This window comes from Streptomyces beigongshangae, assembly GCF_019710745.1.
Classification (GTDB): Bacteria; Actinomycetota; Actinomycetes; order Streptomycetales; family Streptomycetaceae; genus Streptomyces; species Streptomyces beigongshangae.
On sequence record NZ_JAHKJW010000079.1, the window covers coordinates 1 to 15,029 of the forward strand.

Genomic DNA, 15,029 nt, shown 5'->3' on the forward strand with positions numbered 1-15,029 from the left:
GCCGACCCGGGCGCCGCCTGGCTGCTGCTCGGCGCGCACGTCGGCGTCGGTCTCGCCGCGGCCGCCTGGCTGCGCCGCGGCGAGCGGGCCCTGGCCCGGTTCCTGGACGCGGTGGGCGCCACCACCTTCCGTCCGCTGCTGGCCGCGGCCGCCGCGGTGGCCGCCCCCCTCCCTCCGGTGCGCCGGATGCCGCGGCCCGTCCGCCGGGTCGCCGCCACGCGCAGGCGCCTCTTCGTGCACTCCCTGGGGCGGCGTGGACCGCCGTGCTCGGCCGTTCCCGCCTGAGCACGCCAGTCCCCGCACACACCTGCCACCACCACGGAGAACGATCATGAGCAAGAGGAACAGCCAGGCCGCGAAGTCGGCGGCCCGTGAGCGGCTGCGCGTCGAGCGCGAGCGCCAGGCCAAGCGCGACAAGGCCAAGCGGCAGCTCGTCGTCGCCGGTTCGATCGTCGCGGTCCTCGCGATAGCCGGCGGCATCGGCTGGGCCGTCGTCCAGAACAACGAGCCCTCGAAGTGGGACGAGGCCGCCGACGCGAAGGTCGTCGCGCCCGCCAACACCAGCGGCAAGGACGGCACGAGCGTCGTCATCGGCGACTCCAAGACCGACAACACGGTTCACCTGTACGAGGACCCGCGCTGCCCGGCCTGCGCCTCCTTCGAGCAGACCGTCGGCGAGACCGTGAACAAGGGCATGGAGGACGGCGACTACAAGCTCTCCTTCACCCTGGGCACGTTCCTCGACGGGAACCTCGGCGGCGAGGGCTCGAAGAACGGCGTGAGCGCGCTCGGCGCGGCGCTGAACGTCGGCACCGACGCGTTCCTGGAGTACAAGGCCGCGCTGTACTCGGCGAAGTACCACCCGAAGGAGTCGACGGACGACCTCGCGAAGGACGACTACCTGATCAAGGTGGCGGACACGGTGGACGCGCTGAAGGACAACAAGAAGTTCCAGGACGCCGTCGAGAAGGGCACGTACGACGCCTGGGCGATGCGGATGAGCCAGTCGTTCGAGGACGCCGAGGGCGTCGACTCGACGCCGACCATCAAGATCAACGACAAGGTGATCACCAACCCGGGCTCGGTCGCCGACTGGCAGAAGGCGCTCAAGGACGCGGGCGTCACCAAGTAACTGAGTAACTCAGTTACTCAGTTACTGAGTGACCGAGTAGCGGTGAGCAGCCGGTCACAGGGTTTCGAGGAAGCCGAGCGCCACCCGCCAGGTGGCCTCGGCGGCCTCCTCGTCGTGGTCCGGCAGGCCGGGGTCGGTGTAGAGGTGCCCGGCGCCCGCGTACCGGTGGATCTCCACGTCGGCCCCCGCCTTCCCCATCCGCAGGTACCAGGCGGTCAGCCAGTCGTCGGGCTCGAAGGCGTCCGGGTCCGCCACGTGCAGCTGCACCGGCAGCTCGTCCACCGAGGCGGTCTCCGCGATGTCGGACGTGCCGTGCAGGAGCAGCAGTCCGCGGGCCCTGCCGTCGCCGAGCGCCAGGGTCTGCGCGGTCGCCGCGCCCAGCGAGAAACCCGCGTACACGAGCCCCCGCTCCGAGTAGGGTGCCGCGGCCAGGACGGCACGTCTGAGCAGCTCGTCCCTGCCCAGCTCGTCCTTGAAGGCCATGCCCTCCTCCACGGTCTCGAAGGTGCGGCCCTCGAAGAGGTCGGGTGTCCACACCTCGTGTCCGGCCGCGCGCAGCCGGTCCGCCGCGTCCCGCACGGCCGGCCGCAGACCGTAGGTCGAGTGGAAGAGCATGATGTTCATGGGGCCATGGTGCCAGTCGGCGCCGACGGCGCCGGTCCGGGGCGCCGGGACCATGGCCGGTCCGGGGCGCCGGGGCCGCGGGTATGACCGGTGTTACAGATTAGCGGCCCCGGGGACGGTTACGGTCCAAGGATGGAGAACGTGCTTCGCCCGCTGATCGTGGTCGGCGGCTCGCTCGTGGTGACGCTGCTCGTCGGCTGGCTGGTCGACCTGCTGCTGCGACGCGCCGACCAACGCCACCCCGGGGTCCCGCTGTGGGGCCTGCTGCGCCGCTGCCGTCTTCAGTTGCAGTTCACGATGGGCGCGGTGCTGCTGAGAGGGCTGTACGACCAGGCGGAGATCGCCACCACGCACTCCGCGGGGATCGCCCACGTCCTGAACCTGGTCCTCATCGGCTCCACGGCCTGGCTGCTGGTGCGTATCGCGGTGGCGATCGTCGAGTCCTCGTACTCCCGCTACGCCCACACCCACCGCGACCCGGCCCGGGTCCGCCGGGTCCGTACGCAGGTCACGCTGATCCAGCGCGTGGTCTCCGCGGTCGTCGGGGTGGTGGCGGTGGGCGCGATGCTGCTGACCTTCCCGACCATGCGTACGGCCGGTACCTCGCTGCTCGCCTCGGCCGGTGTGCTCGGCATCGTCGCCGGTGTGGCCGCGCAGTCCACGCTCGCCAACATGTTCGCCGGTCTGCAGATCGCGTTCGGCGACATGGTGCGGCTCGGGGACACGGTGGTGGTGAACGGCGAGTGGGGCACGGTCGACGAGATCACGCTCACCTTCCTGACCGTGCGCACCTGGGACGAGCGCCGGTTCACCATGCCGGTGTCGTACTTCACGTCGCAGCCGTTCGAGAACTGGTCCCGCGGCGGGGTGCAGATGACCGGCACGGTCTTCTTCCACCTGGACCACAGCGCGCCGGTCGAGGAGATGCGCGACAAGCTGCGCGACATCCTGCGCGAGTGCTCCGCGTGGGACGGGCGCGACTACGGCCTCGCCGTCACCGACTCCACCCCCAGCACGATGGAGGTGCGCGCGCTGGTCACCGCGAAGGACGCGGACGACGTCTGGACGGTCCGGGTCACCGTCCGCGAGCAGATGCTGCGCTGGCTGGCCCGCCACCACCCGTACGCCCTCCCCCGCGTCAACACGGCCGACGCGATCCTCCCCCCGGGCACCGCCCACCCGAACGGCACGGAGCCCCACCGCCCCCGCCCCCGGAGCCGCATGGTGGAACCCCCGCGCACGGGCCGGGGCTGACCCCGCCCCGAAGGGCCGCCCTGCAGGGGCGCCCGCAAGGGGCGCGGGGAACCGCACGACAAGCCTCCACCGGCCCGCCACCCGAAAACGCACCCGCCCCGCCCCACCCCCAGGTCCTTGCCCTGCCGGATCCACCCGGCAGGGCAAGGACCTACCTGAGACTCCGCACGTCGAGGTGGCGCAGCACCCGATCCACCACCTCGGGGTTCGCCCCCGCCTCGCTCCGCGCGGCCAGCACCTCGTGCCGCGCGGCGGAGAGCATCTCCCCCTGGATGCGCCGCACCCGTTTGAGCCGCCGGGCCCGCTGCTCATGGGCCTCCCGGCGCTCGTCCTCCCCCAGGTCGGGGCTGATCCGGTACCCGATGTCGAACGCCCGCCGCTGCAGCTGCTCGGTGAGCTCCTCGGGGAGGTCCTCCGCCTCCCCGATCTCCCTCAGGCGCTGCTTCGCCGCCCTGGCCGCCCGCACGGCGAGCGTCCTCTCGAAGTCCTTCTCGTGGTCGGTGTCGGCCTGCACCCCCAGCCTCCGGACCAGCCACGGCAGGCTCAGGCCCTGCACCACGAGCGTCACCATGATCACCCCGAACGCGATGAAGATCATCTCGTCGCGCTGGGGAAACGACTCCCCGCTCTCCGTCGTCAGCGGGATGGCCAGCGCGAGCGCGACGGAGGCCACTCCGCGCATCCCGGCCCACCACATGACGACGGTCTCGCGCCAGGTCGTCGGGATGTCCTCGTCCCGCTCGCGTCTCGTGTGCATCCGCCTGGCCAGCCAGGTGGCGGGCAGCAGCCAGGCCAGGCGTACGAACACGACGACCCCCACGACCGCGGCGGCCCAGCCGAGCATCTCGCCCCACCGCCCCGACGCCGTCCTGATCGCGTTGTGCAGCTCCAGTCCGATGAGCCCGAACGCCACCCCGGTGACCAGCGTGTCGACGATGTTCCAGAACGTGTGCCCGGCCAGCCGCGTCATGACGTCGTCGGCGTCGTTCGCGTACTCCGCCAGGAACATGGCCGTGGTGAGCACCGCCAGCACCCCGGACCCGTGCAGCTCCTCGGCCAGCACGTAGGAGGCGTACGGCACGAGCAGGGTCAGCCCGATCTGCAGCGTCGGGTCGCCGAGGTAGTCCATCAGCCGGTTCGCCCCCCACCCCAGCCCGACCCCGACGATCACGGCGACGACGGCGGAGAGCAGGAAGTCGAGGGCGGCGCCCGGCAGGGAGAAGGAACCGCTGACGGCGGCGGCGATGGCGACGTGGTACAGCACGATGGCCGTCACGTCGTTGAACAGCCCCTCGCCCTCCAGGATCGACACCAGGCGGCGGGGCAGCCCGAGCTGTCCCGCGACGGCGGTCGCCGCGACCGGGTCGGGCGGCGCCACCAGCGCGCCGAGCGCCACCGCGGCGGCGACCGGCAGTCCCGGCACGACCGTGTGGGCGACCGCGGCGACCACGGCGGTGGTGACGAACACCAGGGCCACGGCGAGCAGGAAGATCGGCCGTTTGTTGGCGGCGAACTGCCGCCAGGAGGTGCGCCGCACGGCCGCGTAGAGCAGCGGCGGAAGCAGCGCGGGCAGGATCAGCTCGGGCGGGATGTCCACGTTCGGCACGAAGTGCAGGAGGGCCAGCACGATCCCGAGCAGGGTCATCAGCACCGGTGAGGGGAGTCCGAGCCGGTCCCCCAGCGGGACGCTCACGACGGCCCCGAGCAGCAGCACGAACAGCAGGGCCAACTGGTCCACGGTCAGCGCTCCGGGGGTCTAGGCGATCGATTCCGGCCAGATCTCAAGCGTGCCACCGACCAGCGGCTCCGCACGCCGGGGGCGCCTGCGCGGGAGCGCGGGGGACCGCGCCCGGCCCCCGCGGCCCGTCGGCCCGTCGGCCGCCGGCCGCCGGCCGATGCTAGAGACCGCGCCGCATCGCCCGGTGCGGAATCCCCGCGTCGGGGAACTCCGGCCCGTACGCCACGTACCCCAGTCGCTCGTAGAAAGGCAGCGCGTGCGTCTGCGCGTGCAGGTCCACCGCCGTCAGCCCGCGCGCGCGGGCCGCGTCCTCGATGCCCCGTACGAGCGCCGCGCCGACGCCGAGGCCCCGCGCGGCCCGTACGACGGCGAGCCGCCCCAGGGATCCGACGCCGGTGTCCCCGCCGTTCACGGCGGCCGCCGCCTCCCCGTGCAGCAGCCGTCCCGCGCCGAGCGGCTCCCCGTCCTCGCGCACCGCCAGCACGTGCACGGCACCGGCGTCGTACGCGTCGTACTCCAGGTCCTCGGGGACCTGCTGCTCGACGACGAAGACCTCCTTGCGCACGGCGAAGCACGCCTCGCGGTCGGCGGGGTCCCGGACGATCCGCACCTCGTAGGACGTCGGGGGCGGGGCCGGGGTCATGCGTTGCTCTCCTCCCGCACCCGGTCCAGGGCCCGCTGCAGGTCCTCGGGGTAGTCGCAGGCGAACTCGACCCACTGTCCGTCGCCGGGGTGCTCGAAGCCGAGCCGTACCGCCTGGAGCCACTGGCGGGTGAGTCCGAGCCGCTTGGCGAGCGTCGGGTCGGCGCCGTACGTCAGGTCGCCGACGCAGGGGTGCCGGTGCGCCGACATGTGGACGCGGATCTGGTGGGTGCGCCCGGTCTCCAGCTTGATGTCGAGCAGCGAGGCGGCGCGGAACGCCTCGATCAGGTCGTAGTGGGTCACGGAGGGCTTGCCCTCGGCGGTGACCGCCCACTTGTAGTCGTGGTTCGGGTGCCGGCCGATGGGCGCGTCGATGGTGCCGCTGGTCGGGTCGGGGTGGCCCTGGACGAGCGCGTGGTAGCGCTTGTCGACCGTGCGCTCCTTGAACTGGCGCTTCAGCGACGTGTACGCGTACTCCGACTTGGCCACCACCATCAGGCCCGAGGTGCCCACGTCGAGGCGGTGCACGATGCCCTGGCGCTCGGCGGCCCCCGAGGTGGAGATCCGGTACCCGGCGGCGGCGAGACCGCCGATCACGGTCGGCCCGGACCAGCCGGGGCTGGGGTGCGCGGCGACGCCGACCGGCTTGACGATCACGACGACGTCGTCGTCGTCGTGGACGATCTCCATCCCCTCGACGGGTTCGGCGACGATCTGCACGGGGGCGGGTGCCTGCGGCATCTCCACCTCCAGCCAGGCGCCGCCGTGCACCCGCTCGGACTTCCCGACCACCGAGCCGTCGACCGTGACCTTCCCTGCCGCGGCGAGCTCGGCGGCCTTCGTACGGGAGAAGCCGAACATGCGGGAGATGGCGGCGTCGACGCGCTCGCCCTCCAGGCCGTCGGGCACGGGCAGGGTACGGATATCGGGAACGGTGCTCACCCGTCGAGTATGCCGGACGGGCCGGACACCGCCGTACGGCAGCCCACGCGCCCGGCGGACCGCCCGTGCGCGCGGCGGACCGCCCGTGCGCCCGCGGGGTCAGTCCTTGTGGACGGTGCCGTCCGGGTCCAGGCCCCGGAAGGACAGCAGCACGATCAGGATGCCGCCGCAGACGATCGCGGAGTCGGCGAGGTTGAAGACCGCGAAGTGCTTGGGTGCGATGAAGTCGACGACCGCGCCCTCGAAGACGCCCGGTGAGCGGAAGATGCGGTCGGTGAGGTTGCCGAGCGCACCGCCGAGGAGCAGACCGAGCGCGACGGCCCAGGGCAGGCTGTAGAGCTTGCGGGCGAGCCGGGCGATCACCACGATCACGGCGGCGGCGATCACCGTGAAGATGATCGTGAATGCCTCACCGAAGCCGAAGGCCGCGCCCGCGTTGCGGATCGCCTCGAACCGCAGCCAGTCCCCGACGATCTCGATCGGCTCGTGGTGCTCCAGCTTCGCGACCACGATCAGCTTGCTGATCAGGTCCAGCGCGTACGCCAGGGCGGCGACCGTGAAGAGCACGGCGATGCGGCGCCCGCCCCTGGGCGCCTCGGGCTGCTCCGGTCCGGCTGCCGCCGCGTCCGGGGTATCCGGCGTACCGATGATGCGCTCCGCCTCTGCCACGTGAGTCCCTCAACCTAGGTGCCTGACTGAGCACGAGGGTACGGCACCGCCCTCCGCGGCCGGGTGCCCAGGAGGCACACCGGGTGGACCGGTGCCCGGCCGGGAGCGGGGCCGGGGAGGTCAGGAGCGGCGCTCCTGCTTCTGCTTGCACGCGACGCACAGGGTGGCGCGCGGAAAAGCCTGCATACGGGCCTTGCCGATGGGGTCGCCGCAGTTCTCGCAGAGCCCGTACGTGCCCGCGTCCAGGCGCTCCAGGGCGCGCTCGGTCTGCTCCAGCATCTCCCGGGCGTTGGCCGCGAGCGCCATCTCGCTCTCGCGCGTGATGTTCTTGGTGCCGGTGTCCGCCTGGTCGTCGCCGGCGCCGTCCCCGGAGTCGCGCATCAGTCCCGCCAGGGACTCCTCGGACCGGGTGAGCTCGGTGCGCAGCCGCAGGGCCTCGGAGAGCAGTTCCGTGCGCGCCTCCTCGACCTCCTGCGGGGTCCACGGGTCCTCGCCGGGGCGTACCGCGAGCTCGCCCGGTTCCGCCGCGGCCCCCCGCGCCTTGGGAACCGCGGTGGGCTGGTCGGCCGCCGCGGCCGTGCCTGGGGTCTTCTTCGCAACCACCGTCGTGGCTCCCGTCGTCTCGGCGGCCTGCGCCGCGCTCCCGGCCGCGGAAGCGACCGCCTTCTTGGCCGTGCGTGTGCGCCCGCCGCCCCCGGCCCCGGTCCCGGCGGCCTTCCTCGCGACCGCCCGGCCGGTCCGGTGGACGGCCCTGCCGCTGCCGGCCGCCGTCCGGGAGGGACCGGCCGCTTCCGTGGATCCGCCGGACGCCGGCGGCTGTACGGGGGTCTTCCTCGCCACCATGGCCGCGACCCCTTCACATATGGTGACCTTGCACGCGAATCGTGCTGGGACGATAAATCGACTTGGGTCCCGCGGCAACGGGGCACGCCGTCCGGCCCCCCGTCCCACGCGTGTCGTGCAGCGGGTCTGCAAGCGTTGTGCCCAGCTCCCCGCCGGGTAACCCGCCGGGCCGGCCGTCCCGGGATGCGAACACCGGCGCCCCGGCATTCGGGTCGGCGTCCGCCTGCCGGAACCGCCGCCACCGCGCTCCGGCGCCCGGCGGGCCCCGGGAAACCTGTCTGCCGCCGTCCGCCCGGCGCCGTACACTGGGCACAGCGAGAAGCGTGGATGGGGACGAGTAGCGGCGTACGCGGCCAAGAGCGACCCGGGGGCGGTGGGAGCCCGGGGGCGAGCGCGACGTGAAGATCACCCCGGAGCCGCCGGAAGAAAGCCGCAGCGCCCCGAGCAGCGGCCGGTAGACCCGGCATCGCGACCCAATGAGAGGGCTCACCGGCGCACGGAACGCGGCGGGGGGCCAAGGAGGGTGGTACCGCGGGAGCGCGCCGCACACGGCGTAGGTGACAGCACAGCTCTCGTCCCTCCGGACGGAAGGCAGAAGTCCGCCGGAGGAAGTTCGTTGGATACGCAGCCGAGTACACAGCCGCAGTACCGCCAGGTGCCGGCCCAGGTCGACCTGCCCGCCCTCGAGCACGCCGTGCTCGACTTCTGGCGCGAGCAGAAGATCTTCGCCAAGACCCTGGAGCAGTCCGAGGGCCGCCCCGAGTGGGTGTTCTACGAGGGCCCGCCCACGGCCAACGGCATGCCGGGCGCCCACCACATCGAGGCGCGCGTCTTCAAGGACGTCTTCCCGCGCTTCCGCACCATGCGCGGCTACCACGTGGGCCGCAAGGCCGGCTGGGACTGCCACGGCCTCCCGGTGGAGCTGGCGGTCGAGAAGGAGCTGGGCTTCAACGGCAAGAAGGACATCGAGGCGTACGGCATCGCGGAGTTCAACGCGAAATGCCGGGAGTCCGTGACCCGCCACACCGACGCCTTCGAGGAGCTCACGACCCGCATGGGGTACTGGGCCGACCTCGACGACGCGTACCGGACGATGGACCCGGAGTACATCGAATCCGTCTGGTGGTCGCTGAAGGAGATCTTCAGGAAGGGTCTGCTGGTCCAGGACCACCGCGTCGCCCCGTGGTGCCCGCGCTGCGGCACGGGCCTGTCCGACCACGAACTGGCCCAGGGCTACGAGACGGTCGTCGACCCCTCGGTGTTCGTGCGCTTCCCGCTCACCTCCGGCCCGCTCGCGGGCGAGGCCGCGCTCCTGGTGTGGACGACGACCCCGTGGACCCTGGTGTCCAACACGGCGGTCGCCGCGCACCCCGGCGTGACGTACGTGGAGGCGACCGACGGCCGGGAGCGGCTCGTCGTCGCCGAGCCGCTCCTCGCGAAGGCCCTCGGCGAGGGCTGGGAGGCCACCGGCCGCTCCTTCACGGGCGCCGAGATGGAGCGCTGGACGTACCGGCGCCCCTTCGAGCTGATCGAGTTCCCGAAGGACGAGCCCGCGCACTACGTGGTGAACGCGGAGTACGTGACGACCGAGGACGGCACGGGTCTGGTCCACCAGTCCCCCGCCTTCGGCGAGGACGACCTCAAGGTCTGCCGTGCGTACGGGCTCCCGGTGGTGAACCCGGTGCGCCCGGACGGCACCTTCGAGGAGGACCTCCCGCTGGTGGGCGGCGTCTTCTTCAAGAAGGCCGACGAACAGCTCACGGCCGACCTCCAGGAGCGCGGGCTGCTCTTCCGGCACGTGCCGTACGAGCACAGCTACCCGCACTGCTGGCGCTGCCACACCGCGCTGCTCTACTACGCGCAGCCGTCCTGGTACATCCGCACCACCGCCGTCAAGGACCGGCTCCTGGCGGAGAACGAGAAGACCAACTGGTTCCCGGACTCGGTCAAGAACGGCCGCTACGGCGACTGGCTGAACAACAACATCGACTGGGCGCTGTCCCGCAACCGCTACTGGGGCACGCCGCTGCCGATCTGGCGCTGCGAGGACGACCACCTCACCGTGGCCGGCTCCCGCGCGGAGCTCACGGAGCTGAGCGGCAGCGACCAGTCGCGGCTCGACCCGCACCGCCCGTTCATCGACGACGTCACCTTCGCCTGCCCCCAGGACGGCTGCGGGAAGACGGCCACGCGCGTGCCGGAGGTCATCGACGCCTGGTACGACTCGGGGTCGATGCCGTTCGCGCAGTGGGGCTACCCGTACAAGAACAAGGAGCTCTTCGAGAGCCGCTACCCGGCGCAGTTCATCTCGGAGGCCATCGACCAGACGCGCGGGTGGTTCTACACGCTGATGGCCGTCGGCACGCTCGTCTTCGACAGGTCCAGTTACGAGAACGTGGTCTGCCTCGGTCACATCCTCGCCGAGGACGGCCGCAAGATGTCCAAGCACCTGGGCAACATCCTGCAGCCGATCCCGCTGATGGACCAGCACGGCGCGGACGCGGTGCGCTGGTTCATGGCGGCCGGCGGGTCCCCCTGGGCGGCCCGCCGGGTGGGCCACGGCACCATCCAGGAGGTCGTCCGCAAGACGCTCCTCACGTACTGGAACACGGTCGCCTTCCAGGCCCTGTACGCGCGCACGGCGGGTTGGGCGCCCAGCGCGGCCGACCCGGCCCCCGCGGACCGCCCGGTCCTGGACCGCTGGCTGCTGTCCGAACTGCACGCGCTCACCGACCAGGTGACACAGGCCCTGGAGTCGTACGACACCCAGCGGGCGGGCAAGCTGCTGTCGGCGTTCGTCGACGACCTGTCGAACTGGTACGTACGCCGTTCCCGGCGCCGCTTCTGGCAGGGCGACAGGGCGGCGCTGCGCACCCTGCACGAGGTCGTCGAGACGGTCACGCGCCTGATGGCCCCGCTGACCCCGTTCATCACCGAGCGGGTCTGGCAGGACCTCGTGGTGCCGGTCTCCCCCGGCGCCCCGGAGTCCGTGCACCTGTCGTCCTGGCCGGAGCCGGACCTGTCCGTCATCGACCCGGAGCTGTCGAAGCAGATGGTGCTGGTACGCCGGCTCGTGGAGCTGGGCCGGGCCACCCGCGCGGAGTCGGGGGTGAAGACCCGCCAGCCGCTGTCCCGCGCGCTGGTCGCCGCGGCCGGTTTCGACTCCCTCGGCCCGGAGCTGCACGCGCAGATCACGGAGGAGCTGAACGTGAGCTCGCTCGCCTCCCTCGCCGACTCCTCCACCGGTGCGGCGGGGGGCGGCTCGCTGGTCGACACGACGGCCAAGGCGAACTTCCGGGCCCTGGGCAAGCGCTTCGGCAAGGGCGTCCAGGCGGTGGCGAAGGCCGTCGCCGAGGCCGACGCGGCGGCGCTGTCCCTGGCCCTGCGCGAGGGCACGGCGTCGGTGGAGGTGGACGGCGAGACCGTCACGCTGGCCCCGGACGAGGTGATCATCACGGAGACCCCGCGCGAGGGCTGGTCCGTCGCCTCGGACTCCGGTGCGACGGTCGCCCTCGACCTGGAGCTCACGGAGGAGCTGCGCCGGGCCGGTCTGGCCCGGGACGCCATCCGCCTGATCCAGGAGGCCCGCAAGAACAGCGGTCTGGACGTGGCCGACCGGATCGCCCTGCGCTGGACGTCCACGGACCCGAAGGTCGCCGCGGCGCTCACCGAGCACGCCGCCCTGATCTCCGACGAGGTCCTCGCCACGGACTTCTCGGACGAGGAGGGCGGCCGGGGCGGGGCGGACGACACGTACGGCGCCCCGTTCACGGACGAGCCGCTGTCGCTGACGTTCCGCCTGCGCAAGGTCTGACGGGTACGTCCGAAGGCCCGGGTCCACCGGAAAGAGATCGGTGGACCCGGGCCTTCGGCGTGGTGTGCCCGCGTACAGGTGCGCCCGCTCCCGAACACGTACAGCAACACGTACAGCGACATGAGCGGCGAAAAAATCACGTGAGGTGACGGAAAAGGGCGGAGCCCCCGGTTATCCGGGGGCTCCGCCCTGAACGCTGCCGACGCCTACGGCGTACGGGAGGCCGTCAGTTGTCGTCCTCGTCGATCAGGAAGCCGCGCATCGGCGAGGGCGCCTGCTGCATGGGCGAGGGGCCCTGCGGCCGGACCGGCGCCATCGGCTGGGTCATGGCCGGCGTCATCTGCTGCTGGCCGCCGTAGGACGGGGCCCCGGGACCGGGACCGCCCATCGGGTTGCCACCGTAGGACGGCGCGCTCGCCCCGGCCGGAGCCATGGACGGGCTGGGCGACGAGGGGAGCGAGGCCGTCGCGGGGGTCCGCGGCGGAGCCAGCGAGTCGTCCGCCTGGGTCTCCAGCTGGCGCAGCTGCGACTCCAGGTAGGACTTCAGACGCGTGCGGTACTCGCGCTCGAAGCCCCGCAGGTCCTCGACCTTGCGCTCCAGCGTGGCGCGGGCGGACTCCAGGGAGCCCATCGCGACGCGGTGCTTCTCCTGCGCGTCCCGCTCCAGGGCGTCGGCCTTGGCACGGGCGTCCCGCTCCAGACCCTCGGCGCGGCTGCGGGCCTCGCCGACGATCTTGTTGGCCTCGGAACGGGCCTCGGCGATCGCCTGGTCGGCGGTCTGCTGGGCCAGCGAGAGCACCCGGGCAGCGCTGTCGCCACCGGGACCCTGGCCGGGCTGCCCCATCTGCGGGCCGTGCCCGCCCATCGGGCCACCCATGGGACCGCCCATCGGGCCGCCCATCTGCTGGGGCATCTGCTGCTGCATCTGTCCCTGCATCTGTCCCTGCATGGGGCCCTGCCCCATACCGCCCTGGCCCATCGGACCCTGACCCATGGGGCCCTGCCCCATACCGCCCTGGCCCATGGGGCCCTGCCCCATCGGGCCGGGACCCTGCTGGCCGCCCTGGGCGCTGGGGCCCGCGGGAAGCTGCGGAGCACCGCTGGGCAGCTGGGGAGGACCGCCCATGGGGCCGCCCATCTGCTGCTGCGGCGGGCCCGATATGCCGGCGGGCACGGGAGCGCCGGGACCTCGCATGCCCTGCGGGGGGCCCTGCTGTTGCTGCTGATCCTGCTGTTCGGGTGGCTTGCGCATGCCCTGCTGCTGGTTCTGCGCGGCGGCGCGTGTGGCGGCGGCCAGCTTGGCGCGCAGGTCCTCGTTCTCGCGGAGCAGGCGGGTCAGCTCGGCTTCGACCTCGTCGAGGAAGGCATCGACCTCGTCCTCGTCATAGCCTTCACGGAGGCGGACGGTCGTGAACTGCTTGTTCCGCACGTCCTCGGGGGTCAACGGCATCTCTTCACCTCAACGTAGTCGTCGGCATCGTCGGCGTTCGGCAAGACCGTATCGTTCACAGCTGACTCACGACGGAGATCAGGATGTAAACGATGATCATCAGTACGAAGAAGGACAGGTCGAGCGCCACGCCCCCGAGACGTAGCGGCGGAATGAACCGCCGCAGAAGCTTGAGCGGTGGATCAGTGACAGTGTAGGTGGCCTCGAGAACCACCACCATCGCCTTGCCGGGTTGCCATGAGCGGGCGAACTGGAAGACATAATCCATGACCAACCGGAAGATCAGCACGATGAGGAAACACATCAGCGCGACGTAGAGAACCTGCGCAACCACGCTCATGATCCGTGCGTCCCTCTCCCCTGTTTCCCTGCTGTTCCGGTCCTGCGTCTCAGCTCTGGTTGAAGAACCCGCCCTCTGCGATGCGAGCCTTGTCCTCCGCCGTGACATCGACGTTAGCAGGAGACAGCAGGAACACCTTCTGCGTCACCCGCTCGATGCTGCCGTGGAGACCGAACACCAGACCGGCGGCAAAGTCGACAAGTCGCTTCGCGTCCGTGTCGTCCATCTCGGTCAGATTCATGATCACCGGGGTGCCCTCACGGAAGTGTTCCCCGATGGTACGGGCCTCGTTGTAGGTCCTGGGGTGCAGCGTGGTGATGCGGTACGGCTCTCGTTCCGACACGACCTTGGGCATGATCACCGGTGCGTTCTTCTCCAGGCTCTGACGTTCTTGTGTGATGGATGCCACGGGCGCGATGCGGGCCGGACGGCTCGATTCCGCAGAGAGCGGAGCGGAATGGGGCGCGGAATGGGGCGTGGAGTGCGGCGCGGGGTCGCGCTGCACCGGAGGCTGCACCACTCGTACCGGTTCGTCCCTTTGGGACTGATGTGGCTGGTGCGACTGATGTGACGGCTCGTGCCGCCGGCGGTCCCGCTCAGGCTCCGGATCGAGTTCGGGTTCGAAGTCGTCGTCGGGGTCGAAGCCCCTGCCGTCGTACCCATCGTCCTCCACGAGGCCGAGGTAGACCGCCATCTTGCGCATCGCGCCGGCCATGCTCTGAGTCCTCCGCTCTGTGGTGGATCGGCTGACTGTTGCCAGGCGCCCGCGATCCACGAGGTCGTCTGCCCGCCGATGGCGGTAATGACCATATTTTCTGCTGTGGTCCGACTTCTTGGCGACGTTACCGGAGCCCGGAGCGGACACCGAGTACCGCGGTGCCGACGCGTACATGTGTCGCTCCGGCCGCCACCGCCTGTTCGAGGTCCGCACTCATCCCTGCCGAGACCATGTTCGCAGCAGGATGGGCGCGGCGCAGGTCGGTCGACAAATCCATCAGGCGCTCGAACGCGGCCCGTTCACGTCCGGCGTACGGACCGGTCAGCGGGGCGACGGTCATCAGTCCGTCGAGCCTCAGTCCGGGAGCCCGCGCGACGAGTGCGCCCAACTCCCCGACCTCCTCCGCTCCCGCGCCACCGCGCTCCCCGGGTCCGCCCTTCCCGCCCGCGGACCGCTCCGCGTCGAGCGCGACCTGGATCAGGCAGCCCAGCTCCCGGCCGGCCCGTACCGCCTCCTTCGACAGGGCGCCCACGAGCCGGGCCCGGTCGACGGACTGCACGACGTCCGCGTAACCGACCACGGAGCGCACCTTGTTGGTCTGGAGCTGGCCCACGAAGTGCCAGGAGAGGGGCAGTTCGGAGCAGGCCGCGGCCTTGGGCGCCGCGTCCTGGTCGCGGTTCTCGGCGACGTGCCGCACCCCGAGCTCCGCCAGGATCCGCACGTCCTCGGCGGGGTAGGTCTTGGTGACCACGATCAGGGTCACCTCTTCGCGCTTGCGTCCCGCCGCCGCGCAGGCGGCGGCGATGCGCTCCTCGACCCGCGCCAGATTCGCGGCGAGTTCGGTCCTGCGGTCCGTCATGTCC

At 71.6% G+C, this 15,029-nt stretch carries 13 protein-coding genes and 1 pseudogene; 4 read left to right on the forward strand and 10 right to left on the reverse strand.

Annotation, left to right across the window (positions count from 1 at the left end; all coding sequences use genetic code 11):
- Together KM933_RS35015 and KM933_RS35020 are read left to right on the forward strand one after the other, a co-directional pair.
- Positions 1 to 285, forward strand: a pseudogene (locus tag KM933_RS35015) (hypothetical protein); the annotation flags it as partial.
- A 46-nt stretch (positions 286 to 331) separates the two neighbouring features.
- Complete coding sequence (locus KM933_RS35020) at positions 332 to 1,132, forward strand: DsbA family protein (protein WP_221360261.1); 801 nt, start codon at positions 332 to 334, stop codon at positions 1,130 to 1,132.
- Positions 1,133 to 1,186: 54 nt separating this feature from the next.
- Here the strand turns inward: KM933_RS35020 and KM933_RS35025 are convergent, their stop codons facing one another.
- Entirely contained in the window at positions 1,187 to 1,756 is a 570-nt protein-coding gene (locus KM933_RS35025; protein WP_221360263.1) for a dienelactone hydrolase family protein, read from the reverse strand.
- 132 nt (positions 1,757 to 1,888) lie between these two features.
- Between KM933_RS35025 and KM933_RS35030 the strand changes: the two genes are divergently transcribed.
- Positions 1,889 to 3,010 carry a mechanosensitive ion channel family protein gene (locus tag KM933_RS35030; protein WP_221360264.1) on the forward strand — a complete coding sequence of 374 codons (1,122 nt, stop codon included), beginning with the start codon at positions 1,889 to 1,891 and terminating at the stop codon, positions 3,008 to 3,010.
- Between the two features lie 151 nt (positions 3,011 to 3,161).
- Here the strand turns inward: KM933_RS35030 and KM933_RS35035 are convergent, their stop codons facing one another.
- The 5 genes from KM933_RS35035 to KM933_RS35055 all read right to left on the reverse strand — a co-directional run bounded on the left by KM933_RS35035 (position 3,162) and on the right by KM933_RS35055 (position 8,201).
- Positions 3,162 to 4,748, reverse strand: a complete 1,587-nt coding sequence (locus tag KM933_RS35035) for a Na+/H+ antiporter (protein WP_221360266.1) — start codon at positions 4,746 to 4,748, stop codon at positions 3,162 to 3,164.
- Between the two features lie 160 nt (positions 4,749 to 4,908).
- On the reverse strand, positions 4,909 to 5,391 hold the full coding sequence (locus KM933_RS35040) for a GNAT family N-acetyltransferase (RefSeq protein ID WP_221360278.1): 483 nt from the start codon (positions 5,389 to 5,391) through the stop codon (positions 4,909 to 4,911).
- Complete coding sequence (locus tag KM933_RS35045) at positions 5,388 to 6,332, reverse strand: RluA family pseudouridine synthase (RefSeq protein WP_221360280.1); 945 nt, start codon at positions 6,330 to 6,332, stop codon at positions 5,388 to 5,390. Before KM933_RS35045 ends, KM933_RS35040 begins: the two co-directional genes overlap by 4 nt.
- A gap of 99 nt (positions 6,333 to 6,431) precedes the next feature.
- Positions 6,432 to 7,001, reverse strand: coding sequence for a signal peptidase II (gene lspA, locus KM933_RS35050; RefSeq protein ID WP_221360282.1), 570 nt, complete (start codon positions 6,999 to 7,001; stop codon positions 6,432 to 6,434).
- Positions 7,002 to 7,121: 120 nt separating this feature from the next.
- Positions 7,122 to 8,201, reverse strand: a complete 1,080-nt coding sequence (locus tag KM933_RS35055) for a TraR/DksA family transcriptional regulator (protein ID WP_430727410.1) — start codon at positions 8,199 to 8,201, stop codon at positions 7,122 to 7,124.
- Between the two features lie 259 nt (positions 8,202 to 8,460).
- Between KM933_RS35055 and ileS the strand changes: the two genes are divergently transcribed.
- Positions 8,461 to 11,658 carry an isoleucine--tRNA ligase gene (gene ileS / locus KM933_RS35060; RefSeq protein WP_221360286.1) on the forward strand — a complete coding sequence of 1,066 codons (3,198 nt, stop codon included), beginning with the start codon at positions 8,461 to 8,463 and terminating at the stop codon, positions 11,656 to 11,658.
- 226 nt (positions 11,659 to 11,884) lie between these two features.
- Here the strand turns inward: ileS and KM933_RS35065 are convergent, their stop codons facing one another.
- From KM933_RS35065 to KM933_RS35080, 4 genes are all read right to left on the reverse strand, one after another.
- A complete protein-coding gene (locus KM933_RS35065) occupies positions 11,885 to 13,108 on the reverse strand; it encodes a DivIVA domain-containing protein (protein ID WP_221360289.1) in 1,224 nt (407 codons plus the stop codon).
- A gap of 55 nt (positions 13,109 to 13,163) precedes the next feature.
- Positions 13,164 to 13,448 carry a YggT family protein gene (locus tag KM933_RS35070; RefSeq protein WP_221360291.1) on the reverse strand — a complete coding sequence of 95 codons (285 nt, stop codon included), beginning with the start codon at positions 13,446 to 13,448 and terminating at the stop codon, positions 13,164 to 13,166.
- Positions 13,449 to 13,497: 49 nt separating this feature from the next.
- Positions 13,498 to 14,163, reverse strand: a complete 666-nt coding sequence (locus KM933_RS35075) for a cell division protein SepF (protein ID WP_221360293.1) — start codon at positions 14,161 to 14,163, stop codon at positions 13,498 to 13,500.
- Between the two features lie 127 nt (positions 14,164 to 14,290).
- Positions 14,291 to 15,025, reverse strand: coding sequence for a YggS family pyridoxal phosphate-dependent enzyme (locus tag KM933_RS35080; protein WP_221360295.1), 735 nt, complete (start codon positions 15,023 to 15,025; stop codon positions 14,291 to 14,293).
- Positions 15,026 to 15,029 lie beyond the last annotated feature (4 nt).